General features: G+C 72.5%; 16 protein-coding genes. 8 read left to right on the top strand and 8 right to left on the bottom strand.

What is annotated here, in order from left to right; genetic code table 11:
• Positions 1-54: 54 nt before the first annotated feature.
• Positions 55-1,026 carry a helix-turn-helix domain-containing protein gene (locus tag ACIBG4_RS24970; protein WP_355445503.1) on the bottom strand — a complete coding sequence of 324 codons (972 nt, stop codon included), beginning with the start codon at positions 1,024-1,026 and terminating at the stop codon, positions 55-57.
• A gap of 177 nt (positions 1,027-1,203) precedes the next feature.
• Here ACIBG4_RS24970 and ACIBG4_RS24965 point away from each other — a divergent pair, with 177 nt between their 5' ends.
• Both ACIBG4_RS24965 and ACIBG4_RS24960 read left to right on the top strand, forming a co-directional pair.
• Entirely contained in the window at positions 1,204-5,148 is a 3,945-nt protein-coding gene (locus ACIBG4_RS24965; protein WP_397203841.1) for a S8 family serine peptidase, read from the top strand.
• 109 nt (positions 5,149-5,257) lie between these two features.
• The gene (locus tag ACIBG4_RS24960; protein WP_397203840.1) at positions 5,258-5,980 is read left to right on the top strand and encodes a dienelactone hydrolase family protein; all 723 of its coding nucleotides are present in this window, start codon (positions 5,258-5,260) and stop codon (positions 5,978-5,980) included.
• 48 nt (positions 5,981-6,028) lie between these two features.
• Here ACIBG4_RS24960 and ACIBG4_RS24955 read toward each other — a convergent pair whose 3' ends face one another.
• On the bottom strand, positions 6,029-6,352 hold the full coding sequence (locus ACIBG4_RS24955) for a cupin domain-containing protein (protein ID WP_397203839.1): 324 nt from the start codon (positions 6,350-6,352) through the stop codon (positions 6,029-6,031).
• A gap of 71 nt (positions 6,353-6,423) precedes the next feature.
• On the opposite strand from ACIBG4_RS24955, the gene ACIBG4_RS24950 reads away from it, so the two are divergent.
• The gene (locus ACIBG4_RS24950; protein ID WP_397203838.1) at positions 6,424-7,386 is read left to right on the top strand and encodes a helix-turn-helix domain-containing protein; all 963 of its coding nucleotides are present in this window, start codon (positions 6,424-6,426) and stop codon (positions 7,384-7,386) included.
• Between the two features lie 116 nt (positions 7,387-7,502).
• Here the strand turns inward: ACIBG4_RS24950 and ACIBG4_RS24945 are convergent, their stop codons facing one another.
• From ACIBG4_RS24945 to ACIBG4_RS24935, 3 genes are all read right to left on the bottom strand, one after another.
• Complete coding sequence (locus ACIBG4_RS24945; RefSeq protein WP_397203837.1) at positions 7,503-8,453, bottom strand: DUF5829 family protein; 951 nt, start codon at positions 8,451-8,453, stop codon at positions 7,503-7,505.
• Between the two features lie 77 nt (positions 8,454-8,530).
• Positions 8,531-9,847 carry a UDP-glucose dehydrogenase family protein gene (locus tag ACIBG4_RS24940; protein WP_397203836.1) on the bottom strand — a complete coding sequence of 439 codons (1,317 nt, stop codon included), beginning with the start codon at positions 9,845-9,847 and terminating at the stop codon, positions 8,531-8,533.
• 127 nt (positions 9,848-9,974) lie between these two features.
• On the bottom strand, positions 9,975-10,382 hold the full coding sequence (locus tag ACIBG4_RS24935; RefSeq protein ID WP_310713207.1) for a spore-associated protein A: 408 nt from the start codon (positions 10,380-10,382) through the stop codon (positions 9,975-9,977).
• 228 nt (positions 10,383-10,610) lie between these two features.
• Here ACIBG4_RS24935 and ACIBG4_RS24930 point away from each other — a divergent pair, with 228 nt between their 5' ends.
• From ACIBG4_RS24930 to ACIBG4_RS24915, 4 genes are read left to right on the top strand one after another with little or no spacing between them, the layout of a single operon-like run.
• Positions 10,611-11,615, top strand: a complete 1,005-nt coding sequence (locus ACIBG4_RS24930) for an NAD-dependent epimerase/dehydratase family protein (protein WP_397203835.1) — start codon at positions 10,611-10,613, stop codon at positions 11,613-11,615.
• Between the two features lie 10 nt (positions 11,616-11,625).
• Positions 11,626-12,291, top strand: coding sequence for a PIG-L family deacetylase (locus tag ACIBG4_RS24925; RefSeq protein ID WP_355445478.1), 666 nt, complete (start codon positions 11,626-11,628; stop codon positions 12,289-12,291).
• Between the two features lie 10 nt (positions 12,292-12,301).
• Entirely contained in the window at positions 12,302-13,243 is a 942-nt protein-coding gene (locus tag ACIBG4_RS24920) for a methionyl-tRNA formyltransferase (protein ID WP_397203834.1), read from the top strand.
• Positions 13,240-14,892, top strand: a complete 1,653-nt coding sequence (locus ACIBG4_RS24915; protein WP_397203833.1) for a hypothetical protein — start codon at positions 13,240-13,242, stop codon at positions 14,890-14,892. Before ACIBG4_RS24920 ends, ACIBG4_RS24915 begins: the two co-directional genes overlap by 4 nt.
• Here the strand turns inward: ACIBG4_RS24915 and ACIBG4_RS24910 are convergent.
• From ACIBG4_RS24910 to ACIBG4_RS24900, 3 genes are read right to left on the bottom strand one after another with little or no spacing between them, the layout of a single operon-like run.
• Complete coding sequence (locus tag ACIBG4_RS24910) at positions 14,871-16,769, bottom strand: N,N-dimethylformamidase beta subunit family domain-containing protein (RefSeq protein ID WP_397203832.1); 1,899 nt, start codon at positions 16,767-16,769, stop codon at positions 14,871-14,873. The genes ACIBG4_RS24915 and ACIBG4_RS24910 overlap by 22 nt on opposite strands.
• Complete coding sequence (locus tag ACIBG4_RS24905) at positions 16,766-18,010, bottom strand: condensation domain-containing protein (protein WP_397203831.1); 1,245 nt, start codon at positions 18,008-18,010, stop codon at positions 16,766-16,768. The genes ACIBG4_RS24910 and ACIBG4_RS24905 overlap by 4 nt, the downstream gene beginning before the upstream one ends.
• Entirely contained in the window at positions 18,003-18,242 is a 240-nt protein-coding gene (locus ACIBG4_RS24900; RefSeq protein ID WP_397203830.1) for an acyl carrier protein, read from the bottom strand. The genes ACIBG4_RS24905 and ACIBG4_RS24900 overlap by 8 nt, the downstream gene beginning before the upstream one ends.
• Positions 18,243-18,385: 143 nt before the next feature.
• On the opposite strand from ACIBG4_RS24900, the gene ACIBG4_RS24895 reads away from it, so the two are divergent.
• A complete protein-coding gene (locus ACIBG4_RS24895; protein ID WP_397203829.1) occupies positions 18,386-19,795 on the top strand; it encodes a class I adenylate-forming enzyme family protein in 1,410 nt (469 codons plus the stop codon).
• The last annotated feature ends 1 nt before the right edge of the window (position 19,796 follow it).

Here is a 19,796-nt window from a genome sequence, read left to right as displayed (position 1 = left end):
CCGTCCCGAACCCGTGAACGGCGCCTCCGGCGGTGACCCGGCCGCCGCCGCTCCCTAGATCCAGCCGCGCTCGCGGGCCGCGAGCCCGGCCTGGAAGCGGGTGATGGCGTTCAGGTCGCGCATGACCGCGTGGATGCGGCGCTGCACGGTACGCAGGCCGAGTCCCAGCGTCCGCGCGATGGCCTCGTCGGTCAGCCCGCCCGCGAGCAGCGCCAGCAGCTCCCTGGTCGCCTCGTCGGGCCCGTCGGGAGCGGCTGGGCGGGGTGTCCCCCGCAGCGGGAACCCCCGTCCCCACTCCCGTTCGAACAGCGCGATCAGCGCGTCCAGCAGGGCCGACTGGTGCAGGATGAACGCCGCGTCGATGGAGTACGAGCCGTTGCGGATGGGGATCAGCGCGAGCGCGTCGTCGGCGATCCACATCTTGGCCGCCGCCCCGGCCACCACGCGGGCCTGCTCGCCGTGGGCCATGGAGTCCTGGATGAGCCGCAGCTTGCCCGGCACCGCCAGGGACTCCAGGTCGTACACACTGCGGTAGTCGATGCCCGACTTGAGCATCCGCCGCTCGCGCTCGACGTTGTCGGCGTGGCCGCGCATGACGTACGGGGGCTTGTCGATGTTGCGGAACATGGTCTGGGCGCTGTCCTGCAGCGCGTACGCCCGGCTGATGATGTTGCCGGTCCCCGTGACGACCTCGACCTGCTCGGCCGGATGCGTCGCGTAGCGGGAGGCCAGGTGGAACGACGTGGTGAGCTCGTGGATGGCCGTGCGCACCTGGTGCAGCTCCTCCTCCTGGCGGGTGAGCAGCGGCCTGATCGCGATGTCGGGCGCGACGGCGACGTAACGGGCACGGCGGCCGGGCAGCCTGCTGGCCAGGCCGCGCCGCGCGAAGGCCGCCAGCGTGCGGGCCGCCAGGAGCGTGGAGACGCCGCAGTGCGTGGCGAGCTCCGCGGCGGAGGACCGCGGGTTCTCGACGAGCGTCGTGTACAGACGGCTCTCGGCCGGTGACAGGCCGATCGCTTCGAGCATCGGCGACGCCCCTTCTCCCGGTGGAGAGGTGGCGGGATACCGCCACCTGGCGGGTTTTGGCCCGTCCGGCGGACTTGTGCCCTGACTGATTCCCAGATTAGGTCAGCGAGGAAACGATCTCCATCGCGCGCGGGCGACGATGGCCGGTGTTTCTCACGTCTGGAGAAGGTTGTGCGCATGCTGTCCACCCCCCGGCGCCGCGGAGCCGTGGCCTTACTCGCGGCCGTCCTGGCGGTGCCGCTCTCCGCGGTCCCGGCAACGGCCACCACGGCGACCGCCGCCCCCTCGGCCACCAGGGCGAACGCGCCCGCGATCGGCACTCCACCCGTCAGGATCACGCTGATCACCGGGGACACCGTCACCTACGCCAGGGACGGCGCGGGCCGCGCGTCCGCCACCCTGGAGCCCGCCGAGGGCCACGAGGCGCGGACGTACCAGGCCCAGCAGGACGATCACGGCTACTACGTGATCCCCGCTGACGCCGGTCCTTACATCAGCAAGGGCCTGCTGGACAAGGAGCTGTTCAACGTCGACTACCTGGCGGCCAACGGCTACGGCGACGCCAAGGCCGCGCGGATCCCGCTCATCCTCCAGTACCGGCCGCAGACCAAGGCCGGCGACCTGGCGGGCAAGGCCAGGTCACTGAAGGGCGGCGGGGAGCCGGTGGTGCTGGAGAGCATCGACGGCGCGGCGATCAAGCTGGACAAGAAGGACGCCACCACGTTCTGGCAGTCCTTGGGAGGGAGCACGGGCAAGGCCCTGACGGCCGACCTGCGCAAGGTGTGGCTCGACGGCAAGGTCAAGGCGCTCGACGACGTCAGCAACGCGCAGATCGGCGCCCCCGCGGCCTGGGCGGCCGGGTTCGACGGCACGGGCGCCACGGTCGGCGTCATCGACACCGGCATCGACGCCGCCCACCCCGACCTGCAGGGCAGGGTCGCCTCGGCCCGCAACTTCGTCCCCGCGGGCAGCCCGGGCGGCGGCGACCCGGCGGAGGTCACCGACCGCGTCGGTCACGGCACCCACGTGGCGTCCATCATCGCCGGCAGCGGCGCCGCCTCCAACGGCAGGTACAAGGGCGTCGCCCCCGGCACCCGGCTGACCATCGCCAAGGCGCTGGACGACACGGGCAGCGGCAACGACTCCGAGATCATCGCGGCGATGCAGTGGCAGGCGGCCACCGCGCACGCCCGGGTGGTCAACATGAGCCTGGGCAGCAGCAGCCCGACCGACGGCACCGACCCGCTGAGCCAGGCGGCCGACGAGCTGACCGCCGCGTACGGCACGCTGTTCGTGGTCGCGGCCGGCAATTCGGGCCCCGGCCGGTACACCATCGCCTCTCCCGGCGCGGCCACCTCGGCGCTGACCGTGGGCGCGGTGGACTCCGCCGACCGGATCGCCGAGTTCTCCAGCCGCGGCCCCCGCCTGAGCGACGACTTCGCGATCAAGCCGGAGATCACCGCGCCCGGCGTGAACATCGTCGCGGCGCGCGCGGCCGGCACCTCCCTCGGCCAGGGCAGCAGCGTCCCCGGCGGCGGCCCCGTCGACGAGCACTACACCGCGGCGTCCGGCACCTCGATGGCCGCCCCGCACGTGGCGGCCGCCGCCGGCATCCTCGCCGCCCAGCACCCCGACTGGACGCCCGACCAGCTCAAGACCGCGCTGACGGGCACCGCCAAGCCGGGCGACGCCACGGCCCACGACCAGGGCGCGGGCCGGCTCGACATCGGCCAGGCCGTCACCCAGCAGGTCTTCGACGACCTGGCGACCGTCTACGCCGGCTTCACCGACCCGTACACCGGCCAGACGCTGACCCGGAAGGTGACCTACCGCAACACCGGCAAGGAGCCCGTCACGCTGAACCTGTCGCTGACGCTGAAGCACGGTGACGCCCAGCCCCCCGCCGGGATGGCCACGATCACCCCGTCGTCGCTCACCGTCCCCGCGGGCGGCACCGCGAGCGCGGACCTCACGATCGAGCCCACGCTTGGCGATCCCGGCTGGTACGAGGGGCGCCTGACGGCGACCGCGGGCACGGCCCGGCTGACCGCGCCGATCGCGTTCCGTAAGCAGGCCAGGATGAACACCGTGCGCGTCCGGCTCGTCGGCCGGCCCGAATGGACGATGAACCGGGGCATCGTGTCCGCCCTGCGGGTCAGCGACACCGACCCGCTCCTCGAAGGTGAGCCGATGACCGTGGCCACCGACGACTGGCGGGCCACCGACACGCCGGGCACGTTCGAGGCCCGGTTCAGGCTCGCCCACGGCGGCGTCTACTCCTTCGGCGACATGCCCTGGTGGTACACCAAGCCGGACCGGCAGCTCCAGTACGCCACGCTGCTCGCCCCCGAGATCAAGCTCGACGGCGACACCACGGTCACCCTGGACGCCACCGACGTCGAGCCCATCCGCGTGAGCACGCCCCGCACGTCGGAGCCGGTGTTCCTGAACGTGATGAACACCCGCACCACCGCCTCGGGCCGGATGTACGCGGGCGCCTCACTGCTCAGCTACGAGCCGGTCACCACCGGCAGCTACTGGGTCACGCGGCTGCGGAAGGCGCCCACGGTGGGCACCTCCATGGTGCTGTTCGACCAGATCCGCCGAGCCCCCGAGGTCGAGCTGACCGTGCCGGGCCTCCAGCTCAACCCCCGCTACGTCAGCGAGCACGACGCGCTGGTGCCGAAGTTCACCACGGACCGGCGCCTGAGCCTGACCACGGGCGACGACATGCGCGCCGGCGCCGACACGCGCGGCAAGCTCGTCCACCTCCCGGCCAGGGACTCCCTGCAGCTGTTCCTGGCCGACATGGAGCTGGCCGCCAAGGCGGGGGCCGCGGGCGTGGTCACCAGCGACCGGTTCGCCTGGCTGCTCAGCGACGCCGCGTACACGGCCCAGAACAAGATCCCGGTGCTGTGGATCGACAGCGGTGAGGCGGACCGGCTGGGCAAGGTGCTGGCCCGCAAGCCGTATCCGGTCGCCGCGCTGCGCTCCACGCCGACCACCCCGTTCGAGTACAAGCTGGCCTACTACGTGCGGGGCGCCACGGCCGGCCGCCTCACCTTCACGCCGAAGGCCCGCGACCTCACCGAGATCGACACCACCTACCACGCGCAGTTCCCCCCGAAGGCGGGCACATGGGGGCCGCACGCGGACTTCACGGAGGTCAACCACACCTTCGCGGAGGACCAGCGCTTCAGCGTCCGCGGCTCGCACCGCATCGCCGCCCCCACGGCCAGGACCGAGTACTACAACGCGGCCGGCGAGGACGTGCTGTGGGAGCGCGACTACTCGTTCCGCGACCCGGCCTCGGACGCCGAGCGGTACGCCTCCTCCTCCCGCGGCTTCACCCGCCCCACCCGGGAGCGGGAGAACTGGAACGAGGCGCTCGTGCCCGCGCAGCTCACGACCGGCCCGGACCTGCCGGACTGGGTCAGCCCGGCCCTGTACTGCGACGGCTGCCGCCAGGGCGACCGGCTGCGGCTGCGCGCGCTCACCCCGCTCGGCTTCGGCTACTACTCCGACGCCTCCGACCCGAGCCACACCTACCTGGGCGCGCCGGGGACCGAGGAGGTCCGCCTGTTCAGCGGTGACGCCGAGGTCAAGCCGCAGTACGACGACCTGGGCCTGCCCTACTACACCGTCCCCGCCGGGGCCGGGACGTACCGGCTGACGGACTCGTGGAAGGACGCGTTCCCCGGCAAGCACTCCGGCACCGGGGTCGAGACCACCTGGACGTTCCGCTCCGCCCGCCCGGCGACCGGCGACGCCCCGCACGCCTGCCTGGACACCGTGCTGTGGGAGGACAAGCAGCCCTGCGCCCAGGTGCCGCTGATCCGGCTCCGGTACGAGCTCGGGCTGCCGGGTGACGACACCGTCCAGGGCGGCAGGCCGTTCACCTTCACCGTGAAGCCGGAGGGCGGCAGGTCGCCGGCGCTGCGCGGGGTGTGGGTCTCCGCCGACAAGGGCGCCCACTGGACGCAGGCCGCGGTACTGCCCGGCGACAAGGTGCTCGTGCTCAACCCCAAGGGCCCGGGCAGCGTCTCCGTCAAGGTCGAGGCCAAGGACAGGGACGGCAACACCGTCCAGCAGATCCTCTCCGACGCCTACCTCGTGAAGTGACCCGGAGCGGGGGCAGGACACCCTGCCCCCGCTCCTGCGGCGGCCCGGCCTGTTACGTTACGTGTCATTTGAGCGAGGTTCGGGCGAAGGGCCGCTGATGAGAAAAGACGTGCGCATCCCACTGCCGGACAGCGGCTCCCTGGCGGCGACGGTCGCCTTGCCGGAGGGCGTCCCGCCCGCGGACGGGTGGCCGGGGGTCGTGGTGGTGCACGAGATCTACGGCGTCGAGCCGGACATGCTGGACGTGCTCGACCTGTTCGCCGCCCGGGGGTACGCGGCGGTCCTGCCCGATCTGTACAGCCACGGCAGCAGGGTCGGCTGCCTGGCGCGGGCCATGCGGCAGCTCGCGACCGGCAGGCCGGGTCAGCCCGCCGCCGACATCGACGCGACCCGGCGATGGCTGGCCGGCCGCGACGACGTCGACGGCGACCGGCTCGGGGTGATCGGGTTCTGCATGGGAGGCGGGTTCGCCCTGGCGTACGCGGCGAGCGCGCCGCCCGGCGTGCGGGCCGCGTCGGTGAACTACGGCATGGTCCCCCGCGACCAGGAGGAGCTGCGGCCGGTGTGCCCGGTCGTGGGCTCCTACGGCGGCCGCGACCGGGGCTTCCGGCCGCACGGCGCGCGACTGAAGGAGCACATGCGGGCGCTCGGCATCGAGCACGACGTCGAGATCTACCCGGACGCCGGCCACTCGTTCATGACCGACGGCCATCACCCGGTCGCCAAGCTGGCTCTGTTCCCGCTCAGTCACGGCAACGTCCGCCCGGCCGCGGACGACGCGTGGCGGCGCACCTTCGCCTTCTTCGACACGTACGTCGCCCACCCGGAGTGACCACGGATCACGGTGGCTACGGATCACGGTGGCTACGGATCACGGCGGCTACGGGAGGGGGATGCTGAGGCCGAGCATGCGGGCGCCGGTCTCGGTGCGCGGGCGGTGGGTGCTGCCGGGCGCGAACACCACGTAGCTGCCCGGCCCGAGCCGGTGCCCGCGGTCGATGAACTCGCCCGACACCACGTAGTAGCGCTCCTCGCCCTCGTGCACGTCCACCTCGGGCCACTCGGCGCCGGGGGCGAAGTCGTACGCCCAGCCGCGGCACCGGTCGGTGGCCGGCAGAGCGCGCCGGAAGATGCCGGGGGCGACCTCGACGGGCTCGATCTCGTCGAGGTTCAGGATCTGCATGTCGTCAGCAGGTGATGTCATGCCGCCATCGTCCCGGCGGACTCCCCCGCCCGCCCAGCGTCTGGTTTGACACCTACGAGTACTTTTCTGCCATGAAGCTGCACCGGGTGGCCGCTCTCGTGCTGGCGCCGCAGGCGACGTTCGAGCTCGCGTGCGCCCAGGAGGTCTTCGGCGTGCGCCGCCCGAGCCTGCCCGCCCGGTACGCGTTCGAGGTGTGCGGGGAGCGGCCGGGCGCCGTGCCCACCCTGGCCGGCTACGACATGGTGGTGAGCCGGGGGCTGGCGGCGCTGGAGGAGGCGGACACGGTGGTGGTGCCCGGCTGGCAGAACCACGAGCGGCCCGCCCCGCCCGCCGTGCTCGACGCGGTGCGGCGGGCGCACCGGCGCGGCGCCCGGCTCGTCGCGATCTGCTCGGGCGCCTTCCTGCTGGCCGAGGCCGGGCTGCTGAGCCGCCGCAGGGCGACCACCCACTGGCGGATGGCCGCCGAGCTGGCGGCCCGCTTCCCCGAGGTCCAGGTGGAGCCCGACACGTTGTACGTCGATCTGGGGGACGTCGCCACCAGCGCCGGCACCGCCGCCGGCATCGACCTGTGCCTGCACCTGGTCCGCGGCGACCACGGCGCGGCGTACGCCGCGCAGATCGCCCGGCACATGGTGATGCCCCCGCACCGCGAGGGCGGGCAGTTGCAGTACGCCGCCCCCGCCTCCGCCGCCCGCCCGGCGGAGTCCCTGGCCCGGGTCCTCGACTGGGCCGCCGGGCGGCTGCACGAGCCCCTGACCGTGGAGGACCTGGCGGCGCGGGCCGGCCTCTCACCGCGGACGCTCGCCCGCCGGTTCACCGGACAGCTCGGCGTCAGCCCGGGCAGGTGGCTGCTCGACCAGCGGATCGCCGCGGCGCGGGCTCTCCTGGAGGAGACCGATCTACCGGTCGAGACGATCGCCGGCCGCGTCGGCCTGTCCTCGGCCACCAACCTGCGCCGGCGCTTCCGGTCCCTGGTGCACACCACGCCGGGCGCGTACCGGCGCTCCTTCGGCCGGCGCGAGGAGGACGCCTGACGCTTCGCCGTCGTGGCCTCCCCGGAGTCGCCCGGCGGCTGGGCGAAGGAGCGCCGGACGACGATGCCCTCGTCGTCCGGCGGGTTGCCTACCAGGGGATGTTCACCGGGCAGCGGCTACTGGGGGCCGTCGAAGTTCCACACGGCGCGGGTGCCCGGGCCGACGAGGAGGGTCGACCGGCCGATCTGGACCTCGTCCTGATACGTGATCGTCTTGTTGAGCGAGAAGGTGACCTGCTTCAGGCCCGCCTGGGCGCGGGCGACGGCGTCGAGGCGGATCGTGGTGCCGCCGCCCACCGCGATGATGCCACCACCCGAGATGGTGCGGACGCTGAACCCGCCGGCCTTCAGCAGCGGCACCGCGGTGGCGAGGTCGCGCTCGGTGACCCCCATGTGGACGGCGGTGACGTCGCGCATCAGGTGGGTGCTGTAGGCGTCGGACAGGTAGCGCTCCCGGCTGACGTCACCGGGGTAGCTCTCCGGCTCGGTCTTGCTGCGCGGGTCGGCGAAGTACTCCGGCAGGTACTCCATCGCCCAGGGGTCGAAGGCGTCGTACTGGTCGGAGAAGGTGCGGATGGTGTCGAACCACGGGACCTTGACGCCGTCGCCGAAGTCACGCGTCTGGCGGTACTTGGCCGGGTCGGTGATCCCGAGGGCCTTCAGCCGGTCGGTGACCGTCGCCAGGTCGCCGGCGTGCTCGGTGGAGACTCCGAGCCCGGCGGAGCCGAAGAGGCCGTCCTGGCCGGGCAGATCGTTCTCGCCGAACAGCTCGATGTAGGTCTGGCGGCCGTAGAGGTAACGACCCGTCCAGGTCATCCCCCCACCGGTGGTGGTGCGGACCTCGAAGTTGGCGAACTCCTTCAGATAGTCGGAGTGCTCGATGGCGTCGGCGGTCGCGCGGTCGACCACGCTGTAGGCGTGGTTGTAGAACAGCAGCTGGCTGTCGGCGGCGGGCTGGGCTTGGTCGGCCCGCGCCGTCTGCACGCCACCCGCGACCGCCCCGGTGAGCGCGACGGCGAAGGCCGCCGTGAGGACAGTCATCATCCGTAACTTTCGGTAAAGCAGCATGTAAGCGATCTTAGGCCGAAGAAGATCACTTACACGGTTGATTCGAGGAAACCGCCCCCCGTCACGGCGCGCGGCGGCTACGGGCGGCCGACGCTCATGTACGTCCATCCGGCGGAGCGCATCCCGGCCGGGTCGAGCAGGTTGCGGCCGTCGAAGAGCACCGGACGCCGCATCACCGAGGCGGCCTTCGCCCAGTCGACCTCCTTGAGCTGGGGCCACTCCGTCACCACGATCGCCGCGTCCGCGCCCTCGACCGCCAGCTCCGGGGTCGCGTGGCGGCTCGTCGACGTCCACGGCTCCGTCTCGGCCGGGCGCGCCATGGGGTCCCAGCAGCGCACCTCGGCGCCCTCCGCCAGCAGCCGCGCCGCCAGCACCGTGCTGGGCGCCTCGCGCATGTCGTCGGTCCCCGGCTTGAACGTCAGGCCGAGCAGCGCCACCCTGGCGCCGGCCAGGGTGCCGAGCTCCTCCTTCAGCTTCTGGATCGCCCGCCGCTTCTGCAGGTTGTTGACCTCGATCACCGCCGACAGCAGCTGCAGGTGGAGGCCGGTGTTGCTGGCCAGTTGCCGCAGCGCCTCGGAGTCCTTGGGGAAGCAGGAGCCGCCCCAGCCGATGCCGGGCCGCAGGAAGTGGCGGCCGAGCCGATGGTCCAGGCCGACCGCGCGGGCGACCTCCTCGACGTCGGCGCCGGTGTTCTCGCACAGGGTCGCGATCTCGTTGATGAAGCTGATCTTCGTGGCGAGCAGGGCGTTCGAGGCGAGTTTCACCATCTCGGCCGAGCGCACGTCCATCACGACGACCGGCCCTTCCACGCCCTCGTGCAGGTCCGCGACCAGGCGGGCGGTCCCCTCGTCGGAGGCCCCGACGACGATCCGGTCGGGCCGCATGAAGTCGCGGACCGCGGTGCCTTCGGCGGTGAACTCGGGGTTGGAGGCGTAGCCGACGTGCCCGAGACCGGCGGCGTCCAGCGCGGCCCGCACCCGGGCGCCGGTGCCCACGGGGACGGTGGACTTCACCACCACCGCCCGCAGGTGCGGCGCGCCCTCCAGCGACGTGATCACCGACCAGACCCGGGACAGGTCCGCGTCGCCGGACGCGGACGGCGGCGTGTCCACGCACACGTACGCGACCTCGGCGCCGTCCAGGGCCTCCTGGAGGTCCAGCGTGAACGTCAGCCGCTCCTTGTTCCGGGCGATCATGTCACCCAGTCCGGGCTCGTAGATCGGTATGTCGCCGGAGCGCAGCAGATCGACCTTGCCCGGGTCGATGTCCCGGACCACCACCCGGTGACCGAGCTCGGCCAGGCAGGCACCGGTCACCAGACCGATGTACCCCGCGCCGAACACCGTGACCCGCCGCTCCGGCTTGCCGACCACTCCTGACCTTCCCTTCGCCATGAACCGCCACCACCCGCGACCCCGCCCGCCCGTCCATCCGTCCGTCCGTCCGTCCGGGAGCAAGGCCATCATCGCCCAAGGTCAGCACCCCTCCCGCCAGCGAGCCCGGGCAGCGGGGCGGCGAGGGTCAGTCGCAGTGCTCGAAGGGGCTCTCGTACCAGGAGCTGCCGTAGGAGCCGCCCCACATGATGCACTTGCCCGCGGCGCTGACCTTGACCGGACCGGCGTAGTACTTGTAGTTGTCCGCGTCCACCTTGCCGGGCGAGCCGTACACCTGCACCACCGCACGCACCCAGGCGGTGTTGCCCGCGGCTCCGGTCTTCCAGGTGACCACGCAGTTGCTGCTGCCGTTGTAGAGGAGGTACGTGACGGCGCTGGAGCCGTAGGCGTGGCTGTCGATGACGTGGTAGCTGCCGCCGCCGCAGGCCTCGACGGGCGAGGACGCCGCCATGGCCGGACTGCTCAGCGTGACGGACGCCGCCAGCGCGGCCGCCATGCCGAGGGCGAGGGTCGCGCTTCGCGTGATGGAGCCCATTGTGTGATCTCTCCTCATGATTCCACTGTGGCGATCAAGAGTAGGGGAAACGCCGGCACCCCATCCCGGACATCGGCCCAAGATCGTGACCATGCGGTGAAAACTTATGCCATGCGTGACAAGCATGGCGAAAACTGTTTTAATCCCACGCTAGGTGCCACAGGGGCGGCACAAGCCCCGTGTGGTCGTTTTTCCTCGAAATCGCAGCTTCGTGGGAAAGGCAGGCTCGTGGGAGCTCCAGGTGGCGAGGTCATCGTCACGGGCGGTCTCGGATTCATCGGCTCACATCTGGTGGACGCATATTTGGCGGCGGGCCACCGAGTAACGATCATCGACTCCAACGCAGGCGCGGTCATCGACGGCGAGGACTACGACGCCGACCCCCGCTGCACGGTCGTCCGGCAGCGGGTGGAGGACTACCTGGCGGCGGGAGGCGACTTCGCCGGCGCCGACCGCGTCATCCACGCGGCCTCGTACGTCGGCCCCGCCAGCATCCTGTCCAGGGCGGGCCGGCTCGGCCACGACATCATCGGCAGCACCGCACCGGTCATCGAGGCCTGCATCAGCGCCGGCGCGCCGCTGTGCCTGTTCAGCTCGGCCGAGGTGTACGGGCGCAGCGGCGTGCTCGACGAGAAGGACGACATCGTCGTACCGACGCAGTACAACACCCGCATCGAGTACGCGATCGCCAAGACGCTGGCCGAGGCGATGGTCTCCAACAGCCGCCGGCACGGCCTGCGCGGCGTCGTCATACGGCCGTTCAACGTGGCGGGGGCGCGGCAGTCGCGGGCGGGCGGGTTCGTCATGCCCACGTTCGTCCAGCAGGCGCTGGCCGAGAAGCCGATCACCGTGTTCGCGGGCGGCGACCAGGTCAGGGCCTTCATCGCGGCGAGCGACCTGACCGGGTTCCTGATCGACTACATGGACGCGGCCCTGGACGGCGACGACATCGTCATCAACGTCGGCAACCCGGCGAACGCCGTCACCATCATGGAGCTGGCCCACCGGGTGAAGGACCTCCTCGGCAGCGCGTCGCCGATCGTCAGCGTCGACGGCAGGAGCGTGCACGGGCCGTACTACGCGGAGGCGGAGTCGTTCCACAAGATCCCGGCGCTGCGGGCGGCGACGGGCCTCGGCTGGCAGCCCAGGGTCGCGCTCGACGAGCTGATCCTGAGCACCGCCGACTACTATCGCGCCCGCGAGGACCGGAGGGCAGCGAATGCGCCGCTTTGACCGTGTGCTGGTGATCTCTCCGCACGCCGACGACGAGGTACTCGGCTGCGGCGGTCTGATCGCCGCGCAGGTCGAGGCGGGCGCCGAGGTCCACGTCCTGTATCTGGCCGTCGACGGCATGCGGCACTACGGCCTCGACGGCGCCACCACCTATCGCCAGCGGCTGGACGAGATCGAGGCCGTCCGGGCCACGCTGGGCTTCTCCTACCAGATCGCGTACGGCGACATGGACCTGACCGAGCGGCTGGACACGCTGCCGCGCAAGGACCTGGTCGACCTGTTCGAGCAGGCGCTGAACGAGCGGCGGCCCGACCTGCTGCTGCTGCCGAGCTTCGCCGACTACGACCAGGACCACCTCGCGGTGTTCGGCGCCGGGTTCGCGGCGGCCAGGCCCATCGCCCAGCAGTTCGGCAAGTGGCTCGTGCCGACCGTGCTGCTGTACGAGATGTCGAAGCTGCAGTGGGCGGCCGAGCCGATGCCGCGCTCGACGGCCTACTGCGACATCAGCCCGCACATGGAACGCAAGCTGGAGGCGCTGCGCGGCTACAAGAGCCAGCACCGGCCCGCACCGCACATCAGGAGCGAGGAGTCGGTGACGGCGCTGGCCACGCTGCGGGGCGCGGAGATCGGAGTCACACACGCCGAGGCGTTCGGCGTGCTGAGGGAGGTCCTGTAAGGGTGGTTCTGTGAAGAGGTTCGCGTTCTGCACCGGTATGGAGTTCGCGGCACCCGCCGTGGACGTACTCGCCGCTCAGGGCACTCCCCCGTCGCTGCTCATCGGTTACCCGCCCCAGTTGCAGCACCGCTCGGGCTACGCCCCGCTGCAGGAGGCGGCGGCCAGGCACGACATCCCGCTGCTGGAGACCGCCGACATCAACGACGGCCGGGCGCACAAGCTGGTCACCGACCTGGGCATCGACCTTTTCGTGATCGCCGGCTGGTCACAGCTCGTCCGCGAACCGCTGCTGTCGGCGTGCCCGCTCGGCTCGGTCGGGTTGCACCCCACCCGGCTGCCCGAGGGTCGTGGGCGGGCCCCGCTGCCCTGGACGATCATCAAGGGCATCCGGTCCAGCGCCGTCAGCCTGTTCTTCCTGAACGAGGGCGCCGACGAGGGCGAGCTCATCGCCCAGCGCGAGTTCACGGTGAGCCGCCGCGACGACGTCACCGAGGTGTACCGCAAGGTGACCGAGATCAACATCGAGCTGCTCGCCCAGTACGTCCCGCTGCTGCTCGCGGGCCAGGTGGTGGCGCGCCCGCAGCCGCCGGGCGGATCGGTGTGGGAGCGGCGGCGGCCGGAGGACGGCGTGATCGACTGGTCCAGACCCGCGAGCGAGGTCTACGACTGGGTACGCGCGCTGGCCGCGCCGTACCCGGGAGCCTTCACCTTCGCCGGCGGGCGCAAGCTGTTCGTGCACAGCGCCGACCTCATCGAGTGGGGCGAGCACCGGGAGCCGCCGGGAACCGTGCTCGCGCCGGTCTGGTCGACCGGCGGCGCCGGGGCTCTGGTGGCGTGCGGCTCCGGGCTGCTCGTCGTCCGCGAGGTTCAGTGGGAGGGCGCCGGACGGCACGACGCGCTGGCCCTGCTGGAGTCGGGCGAGCTGTCGGTAGGCACATGCCTGGGGACGTGAGGCTCACCGGGGCGGTGATGGCGCACCCCAAGCGCATGGAGGCGGCCGTCAGGCTGGCGGGCGGCGTCCTCGACGTGGTCACCGATCCCGATCCGGCAGGGCGGCCGTCGGCGTTCCGGACGTCGCTGCTGGCGTGGTCGAGCATCCCCGAGGGAGCCACCCACCACGTGCTGCTCCATGACGACATGGTGCTGTCGGACACGTTCTTCGAGCGGGCGGCGGCGGCCGCCCGGGCCATGCCGGACGCGGCACTGGCGCTGTTCGCGTTCTGGAACTCGCGCAACGGCGCCGCCGTGCGCCTGGGCGCGCTCGCCGGGGCGCGCTGGGTGCGCGGCGCCGGGGAGTACACACCCGTCGCGGCGCTGCTGCTGCCCCGGCGGGTGGCCGAAGGGTACGTGGAATGGGCACGCGGGCGGGGCGGCACCTGGCCTGACGACGTGCTGATGGGCCGGTACCTCCGGCAGGCCGGTGTGCCGGTGTACGTCGCGGTGCCCAGCCTGGCCGAGCACGAGGACCTGGCCAGCCTGGTGGAGAACGACTTCCAGGGGCTGCGGCGCTCACCCTGCTTCTTCGCCGACGAGCCGCTGTCCGACGAGCCGCTGTCCGACGAGGCCAAGGTGCTCGGCTCCCTGGCCGCGATCCCGTTCTTCAAGCGAGGGGTGGCGCAGTGCGCCGTGCCCGGCGGCTCGGGGTGGCGGGACATCCGCTGTGAGGACTACCTGGACGGGCGGGGCTTCGACGTCGGCGGCCTGCGGGCGCGTTTCCCGGGCCGCTGGTGGCCGCTCTGGCTCACCGCCTTCACCATGGGCGTGGTCCAGGAGAACTCGGGGGACCCCCGGGTGCTGGACCGGGCGCTGGGGACCATGGGGCCCGGCGGGCTCTGTCACGAGCTCGGGGCCCGCGAGCTGGCCCGGCTGTCGGACGAGCTCCACGACGTCGCACGCGACGGGCTGGCGGCGGGGCTCTCGGCCGCTCCCCACGCGGTGGAACGGCGGACGGTCGCCGTGACCGGCCCTGACACCTGGCTGCGCGACCAGATCACGTGGGCGCTCGCCGACCGCGGTCACCTGGCATCCGATCGTCCCGACGCGCTGGTGCACGTCTGCGCGCCGGAGCCGGACGCCGACCCGGTCGAGGAGCTGCGACTGGCCCGCGCGGCCTTCGCGGGCTTCGGCGGCCGGAAGATCCTGCTCGGCTCCCGGGGGATCGCGGCCGGGGAGGCGGTGGCGTTGCGCCTCGGTGAGCCGTACGGGCCGGGGATGCCGCAGGGCGGGACGGTGGCGGAGCAGGTGCTGCGGTCGTCGCTGAACCGGCCGTTGCGAGCCGATGGCGGGGCGGGGCGCCTGGTGCACGTGCGGGACGTCGCCGCCGCCGTCATAGCCGCTCTGACCCGCGGATCGGGGGTGTACGACATCGCGGGCCCGCGGCCGTTGAGCGGGCGGGAACTGGCCGAGGCGGTGGCCGGGGCGGTCCGTCCCGTGCCGATCGAGGCCGCTCCTGATGCGGCGGCGGCGGACGGGGCGGCGGAGGAGACGGCGGTGGACGTCGGGCGGGCCTCGAGCGAGCTGGGGTGGCGGCCGGAGGTGGACCTCGACTACGGCCTGCACACGTGCGCGCAGTGGCTGGCCTACGAGAGCGATCGCCAGTAGAGGCGCCCGTCAGGAGCCGCGACGACGAGCCGTCCCGAGGCGGCGGCCGTCGCGACACGGCTCGCGGAAGGGGCCGGTCCGGGGGTCGTGGTCCAGGCCGGGCCCAGGTCGGTCCACTCCATGTCCTGACGGTCGACCGTTCTCGTCAGCACACGGTCGCCCGCGATGGCGAACAGGCGCCCGTTCATCGCCGTCAGGCCCGTGGCCCCGCCCCCGCCGCCCATCCGGACCCAGGCGGCGTCCGCGAGCCGGCGGATGGGGAGGTACCACAGCTCGTCGTCCGAGGTGAGGGCGAACAGAGCCTCGTCGGCGGCGGCCAGGCCCGTGGCGCGCTCCGGCGCCCGGCTCACGTCCGTCCAAGGGGCCGGGCGGAGGACGGGGTCCCGGTAGCGGATGGCGCCGCCGGGGGCCAGGCCGTACAGGCCCGCCGGCGGGCCGCCGTGGGCCTCACGGGGGGCGGCGAGCGCCAGGGCGTCGGTGACGTCGATCGGGCGCCAGGGCAGGTTCTGGCCGGACAGGTGACGGGTGCTCAGCGTTCCGCCGGACCCGGCGGCGAACAGCCGGTTCTCGCACACCACGAGCGCGACCGGCGGGTCCTCCGCGGCCGGGACCGGCGCTGCTTCCGGCGCCGGGGCCCGCCGGGTTCCCGCGGCCGGGACCGGCGGGCCGGCCGGGCCGATGTCCTCCCACCGCGGCGGGCCGGGAGGGCGGGAGAGGCGGTCCATGACGTTGCGGGTGATGCGGGCCAGGACCGGGTCGGTGGCCAGGGTGTTGCCCCAGTTGATGGTGCCCGCGTTGAAGACGGTCCCGGCTCCCAGCCGGTGCACGCCCATGGTCGCCGCACCGCCCTTGCCGTGGCTGCGCCAGTGCGACAGGTCCGCCGTGGCGAGGACGACGAACGACGGCGGGGTGCCGTCGCGGCCCGTGGCCCGGGGTACGCCGTCCAGCCACTCCAGGTCGGCGGCGTCCGTCTCGTAACCGAGCGCGCCCCTGCCGAACGTGTCGCCGTCCCGCAGGCCGGTGCCCGCGAAGACCCAGTGGTCGGTGAAGCGGGCGGTGTAGGACTCCTGGGACATCACCCGCGAGTCCACCCAGCAGCCGGCGCCGTTGCGGAAGGTCAGCCCGGTGAGGGTGTTCTCGGGACGGTTGACGGGGTCGCTGGGCCACTCGACGGTGGTGCGGCCGGGGTCGGTGCGCGAGAGGGGGTCGGCGACGGCGTCGCGGTAGCAGACCATTGTCCGGAGGTCGTCCTCGAAGCGGACCTGCCACCAGCAGGTGTTGCCGGAGAATATGGCGATATTTCCACCGGCCCGCGCGAACGCCTCCACCGCGTCCCGCATCTCCCACGACCAGTACTCGTCGTGTCCGTTGATCACCAGCAGCCGGTAGCGGCTGAGCAGGTCGAGACCGCCGTGCAGGTCCAGCCCCGAGCAGTAGTCGACCGCGTACCCCGACGGCCCGAGCCACCGCAGCAGCCCGAGCTCCCACTCCTCGACCTGCGGCCCCGCCCCCGGGCGGTCGAAGCTGACCTTGACCGCGCGATCGGGCTGCTCGGACTGGTAGAGCCCCTCACCGGGGACGCCTGGCCGGTTGTACGCCTCCCAGGTGGGGAAAGGGATCGACACCACCACCGGGGAGGCCGGCACCCGCCCCCGTACGACGAAGTACGCGGACCCGTCGCCCAGGACGGCGCGATAGAGCGAGCTGGGCCAGTCCGGGCCCACCTCGAGCGTCCAGGTGTCGCCGCCGGCCGTGTCCCGGAGCACGACCCGCCCCGACGGCACGTCCTCGACGGTGATCGCGCCCCCGTCCCCCAGCAGGTGGAACCGGAGGGTCTCGCCCTGCGCGCACGACGTGGCCGCTGCGTACAGGGTCATGCGGCCGCCGCTTCGACCAGCATCGACTCCAGGTCCAGCAGGAACCGTTCGATGGCCGGCGGCGCGAGCAGCGCGGTGTCGGCGTACAGCGACACCTCCATCCGCCCCGGCTCGCCGCCGAGATGCAGCCGGAAGTCGCAGATGTTGCGGTCCATGGCGTCCGTCCAGGCCAGCTCGGTCCGCTCCATCGAGGCGCGGACGGCCCGCTCGTCCAGCCCCGCCGCCCCGTCGTGCTGCACCAGCCGCTGGTCGTTGAAGCAGCCGAACGACCTGATCGCCGCTCCCACGCCCGACACCGCCTCCTCCATCGCGTACGGGTCGAACTGGGCCTGCCGGTACGCCCGCAGGGCCACGCGCCAGCCCTGCCGCACCAGCTCCCCGAACGGGGCGGTACGCAGGTCGAGGAGCACGAGCCCCTCCTGGGAGATCGTGGAGACCACGTCGCGGCGATCGGCCGCGAACCGGTTGTTGACGATCACCCGCATGCCGCAGAACCGCTGGCCCGTGAGCCGCCCGGCGAGCCGGACCGCGGCCGTGAGCAGCACCGTCGAGGAGCTCACCCGCTCGCGGGCCGCCACGGCCTGTGCCGCCGCGGCGATCGCCTCGGAGGTCATCGTGGCCTCCCGGAACCGCGGGCTCCGGGGGACCTCCGACAGGTTCACGGGGTCCATGCGCCGGTATTCGGACAGCCAGAAGGCCAGGGCCTCCTCCGACGTGCGCCGTCCCTCGGCCGAGTGCTGCCACTCGGCGATCTCGCGCGGCGTGGCGCTCCGCACCGGCGGGAGCGCATCGCGCAGCAGGAGCAGCCGGAAGTCCTTCACCAGGAGCTCGGCCGCGTGCCCGTCGGCGGCCAGGTGGCAGAGGACCAGCACGACATGCCGGACATGGTCGCCGGCCACGACGAACGCCACCCGCAGCGGCCACTCCTCCCAGTAGTCGAACGGCTCGGCCGACAACCGGTCGCACACCGCCTGCGCGGGTTCGTCCGTCACCTCGACGTACGGCCGGGCGACGGCCGAGATCCGCTGCCGGGGGCGGTCAGGGGGCCCGATGAGACGGGTGCGCAGCGCCTCGTGCCGGGCGACGAGCCTGTCCAGGGCCTTGACGGCGCGCTCGACGGTCACGGGCCGCTTCGGCGCGGCGAAGATCCGGCCGATGTTGAGATAGTGCTCCTCCGGCCGCGCCGCCACGACGGCCCGCCAGATGTCGTGCTGACCCCAGGTGAGCGGCGAGTCAGGCATGGAGCCGTACGTAGTCCACCAGCTCGTCCAGGCTGCCGGCCGACGCCAGGTCGAGCTCGACGCCGAACTCGGCCTCCACCGCGTCGATCAGCCTGAGATAGCCGAGCGACGTGACGCCGAGATCGGCCAGACTGGCCTCGCCCGCCAGCACCTCGGCCGCCTCGACCGCGCCGTCGGTGGCCTTGGCGACCATGTCGGCGAGCCGTCCGCGTAGCTCCTCGTCCGTCTGCACCTGGAAAAGCCCTCCCGTTTCCCGGAAATCGGGGCGAGTGTGTCACGCGGGGCGCGATGGCGGCAAGCGGCTGCCGGTAAGGGGTTGACGCAAATGTGCATTTTTTCTAGCGTCTTGCGGCAGCCCGATAATTATTTTGGGAGGTGGTTCAGTCGGCCCTTCCTGTCCCCGCTCTGCTGAGCTCACGCGCCGCCACCGCCCCCGACCACGAAGCCTTCATCGTCGCCGGAAGAGGCGGACTGACACTCGGTGAGTGGGACGAACGCTCCGACGCCGCCGCCCACCATCTGCTGGACCGGGGCGTACGCCGAGGTGACCGCGTCGCGCTGGTGTTCGGCGGCGGTGACTGGCTCGACTACGCGGTGAGCTGGATGGCGGTGCTGAAGGCGGGCGCCGTCGCGGTCCCGCTGTCGGACCGTCTGGCCGCGCCGGAGCTGGCCGCCCTGATCGAGCACTGCGGCGCGACGACGACCATCCGGCGCGGCGACGAGCTCACGGGCGCGTCCGGCCGGCTCCCGTTCGAGGCCGACCCGCTCGACCTCGCCCAGATCCTCTACACTTCCGGCACCACCGGACAGCCCAAGGGCGTGGCCGCGAGCCACGCGAACCTCACCTCCCCGCCTGTCCACCCCAAGCGCCGCCCGTTCGCTCATTCCCGGCATCTCGTGCACGCCTTCCCCATCGGCACCAACGCCGGCCAGGTCATGCTCCTCCACGCGCTGACCGCCGCGCCCACCGTGGTCACCCCGCCGCTGTTCACGCCGGCCCGCTTCGCGGCGCTCATCGAGGCGTACGCGGCGGGGACCGTGTTCGTCGTGCCCGCGATGGCCGTCGAGCTGCTCGGCGCGCGTGTCCAGGACCGCCACGACCTGTCGAGCGTGCTGCTGCTCGGCTCGGCCGCCGCCGCGTTGCCGCCGAAGGTCGCCGCCGAGCTGACCGAGGCGTTCCCGAACGCGACGGTCGCGAACTACTACACCTCGACCGAGGCGGCCCCGGCCCAGACGATCATGATCTACGACCCCGACCGGCCGGGCGCTCTCGGGCACGCGGCCGGCGCCCTGAGGATCGCGGACGCCGACGGGAACCCGGCCGGGCCGGGCGAGACCGGCGAGGTGTGGCTGCGCGGCCCGGCGCACTCCCGCGCCTACTACGGCGAGCAGCGCGACGACACCTTCCGGGACGGCTGGGTCCGCATGGGCGATCTCGGCTACCTCGACGACGAGGGCTACCTGTACCTCGTCGACCGGGAGAGCGACGTGATCAAGTCGGGAGCCGTCAAGGTCTCGACGCTCCAGGTCGAGGCCGCGCTGCACGAGCACCCGGCCGTGTCCGAGGCGGCGGTGTTCGGCGTGCCGCACCCGGTCATGGGCATGGCGGTGGCGGCGGCCGTCGTGTCACACGAGCCGGTGACGCTGGCCGGTCTGCGAGCCTTCCTGTCCGAGCGGCTCGCCCAGCACGAGCTGCCCACCCGGCTGCTGTGCGTGGACGCGCTGCCCAGGAACACCGCCGGAAAAGTGATCAAGCGAGAACTGCGCGGCATGGCAGAGGAGTGAA

It is taken from the genome of Nonomuraea sp. NPDC050383 (genome assembly GCF_044459125.1).
Lineage (GTDB): Bacteria > Actinomycetota > Actinomycetes > Streptosporangiales > Streptosporangiaceae > Nonomuraea.
This window is presented reverse-complemented; position numbering and strand designations above follow the sequence as displayed.

Coding starts and splice junctions, on each gene's coding strand:
- ACIBG4_RS24970 (WP_355445503.1), bottom strand. CDS start 1,026: ATGCTCGAAGCGATCGGCCTGTCACCGGCCGAGAGCCGTCTGTACACG.
- ACIBG4_RS24965 (WP_397203841.1), top strand. CDS start 1,204: ATGCTGTCCACCCCCCGGCGCCGCGGAGCCGTGGCCTTACTCGCGGCC.
- ACIBG4_RS24955 (WP_397203839.1), bottom strand. CDS start 6,352: ATGACATCACCTGCTGACGACATGCAGATCCTGAACCTCGACGAGATC.
- ACIBG4_RS24950 (WP_397203838.1), top strand. CDS start 6,424: ATGAAGCTGCACCGGGTGGCCGCTCTCGTGCTGGCGCCGCAGGCGACG.
- ACIBG4_RS24945 (WP_397203837.1), bottom strand. CDS start 8,453: ATGCTGCTTTACCGAAAGTTACGGATGATGACTGTCCTCACGGCGGCC.
- ACIBG4_RS24940 (WP_397203836.1), bottom strand. CDS start 9,847: ATGGCGAAGGGAAGGTCAGGAGTGGTCGGCAAGCCGGAGCGGCGGGTC.
- ACIBG4_RS24935 (WP_310713207.1), bottom strand. CDS start 10,382: ATGGGCTCCATCACGCGAAGCGCGACCCTCGCCCTCGGCATGGCGGCC.
- ACIBG4_RS24910 (WP_397203832.1), bottom strand. CDS start 16,769: ATGACCCTGTACGCAGCGGCCACGTCGTGCGCGCAGGGCGAGACCCTC.
- ACIBG4_RS24905 (WP_397203831.1), bottom strand. CDS start 18,010: ATGCCTGACTCGCCGCTCACCTGGGGTCAGCACGACATCTGGCGGGCC.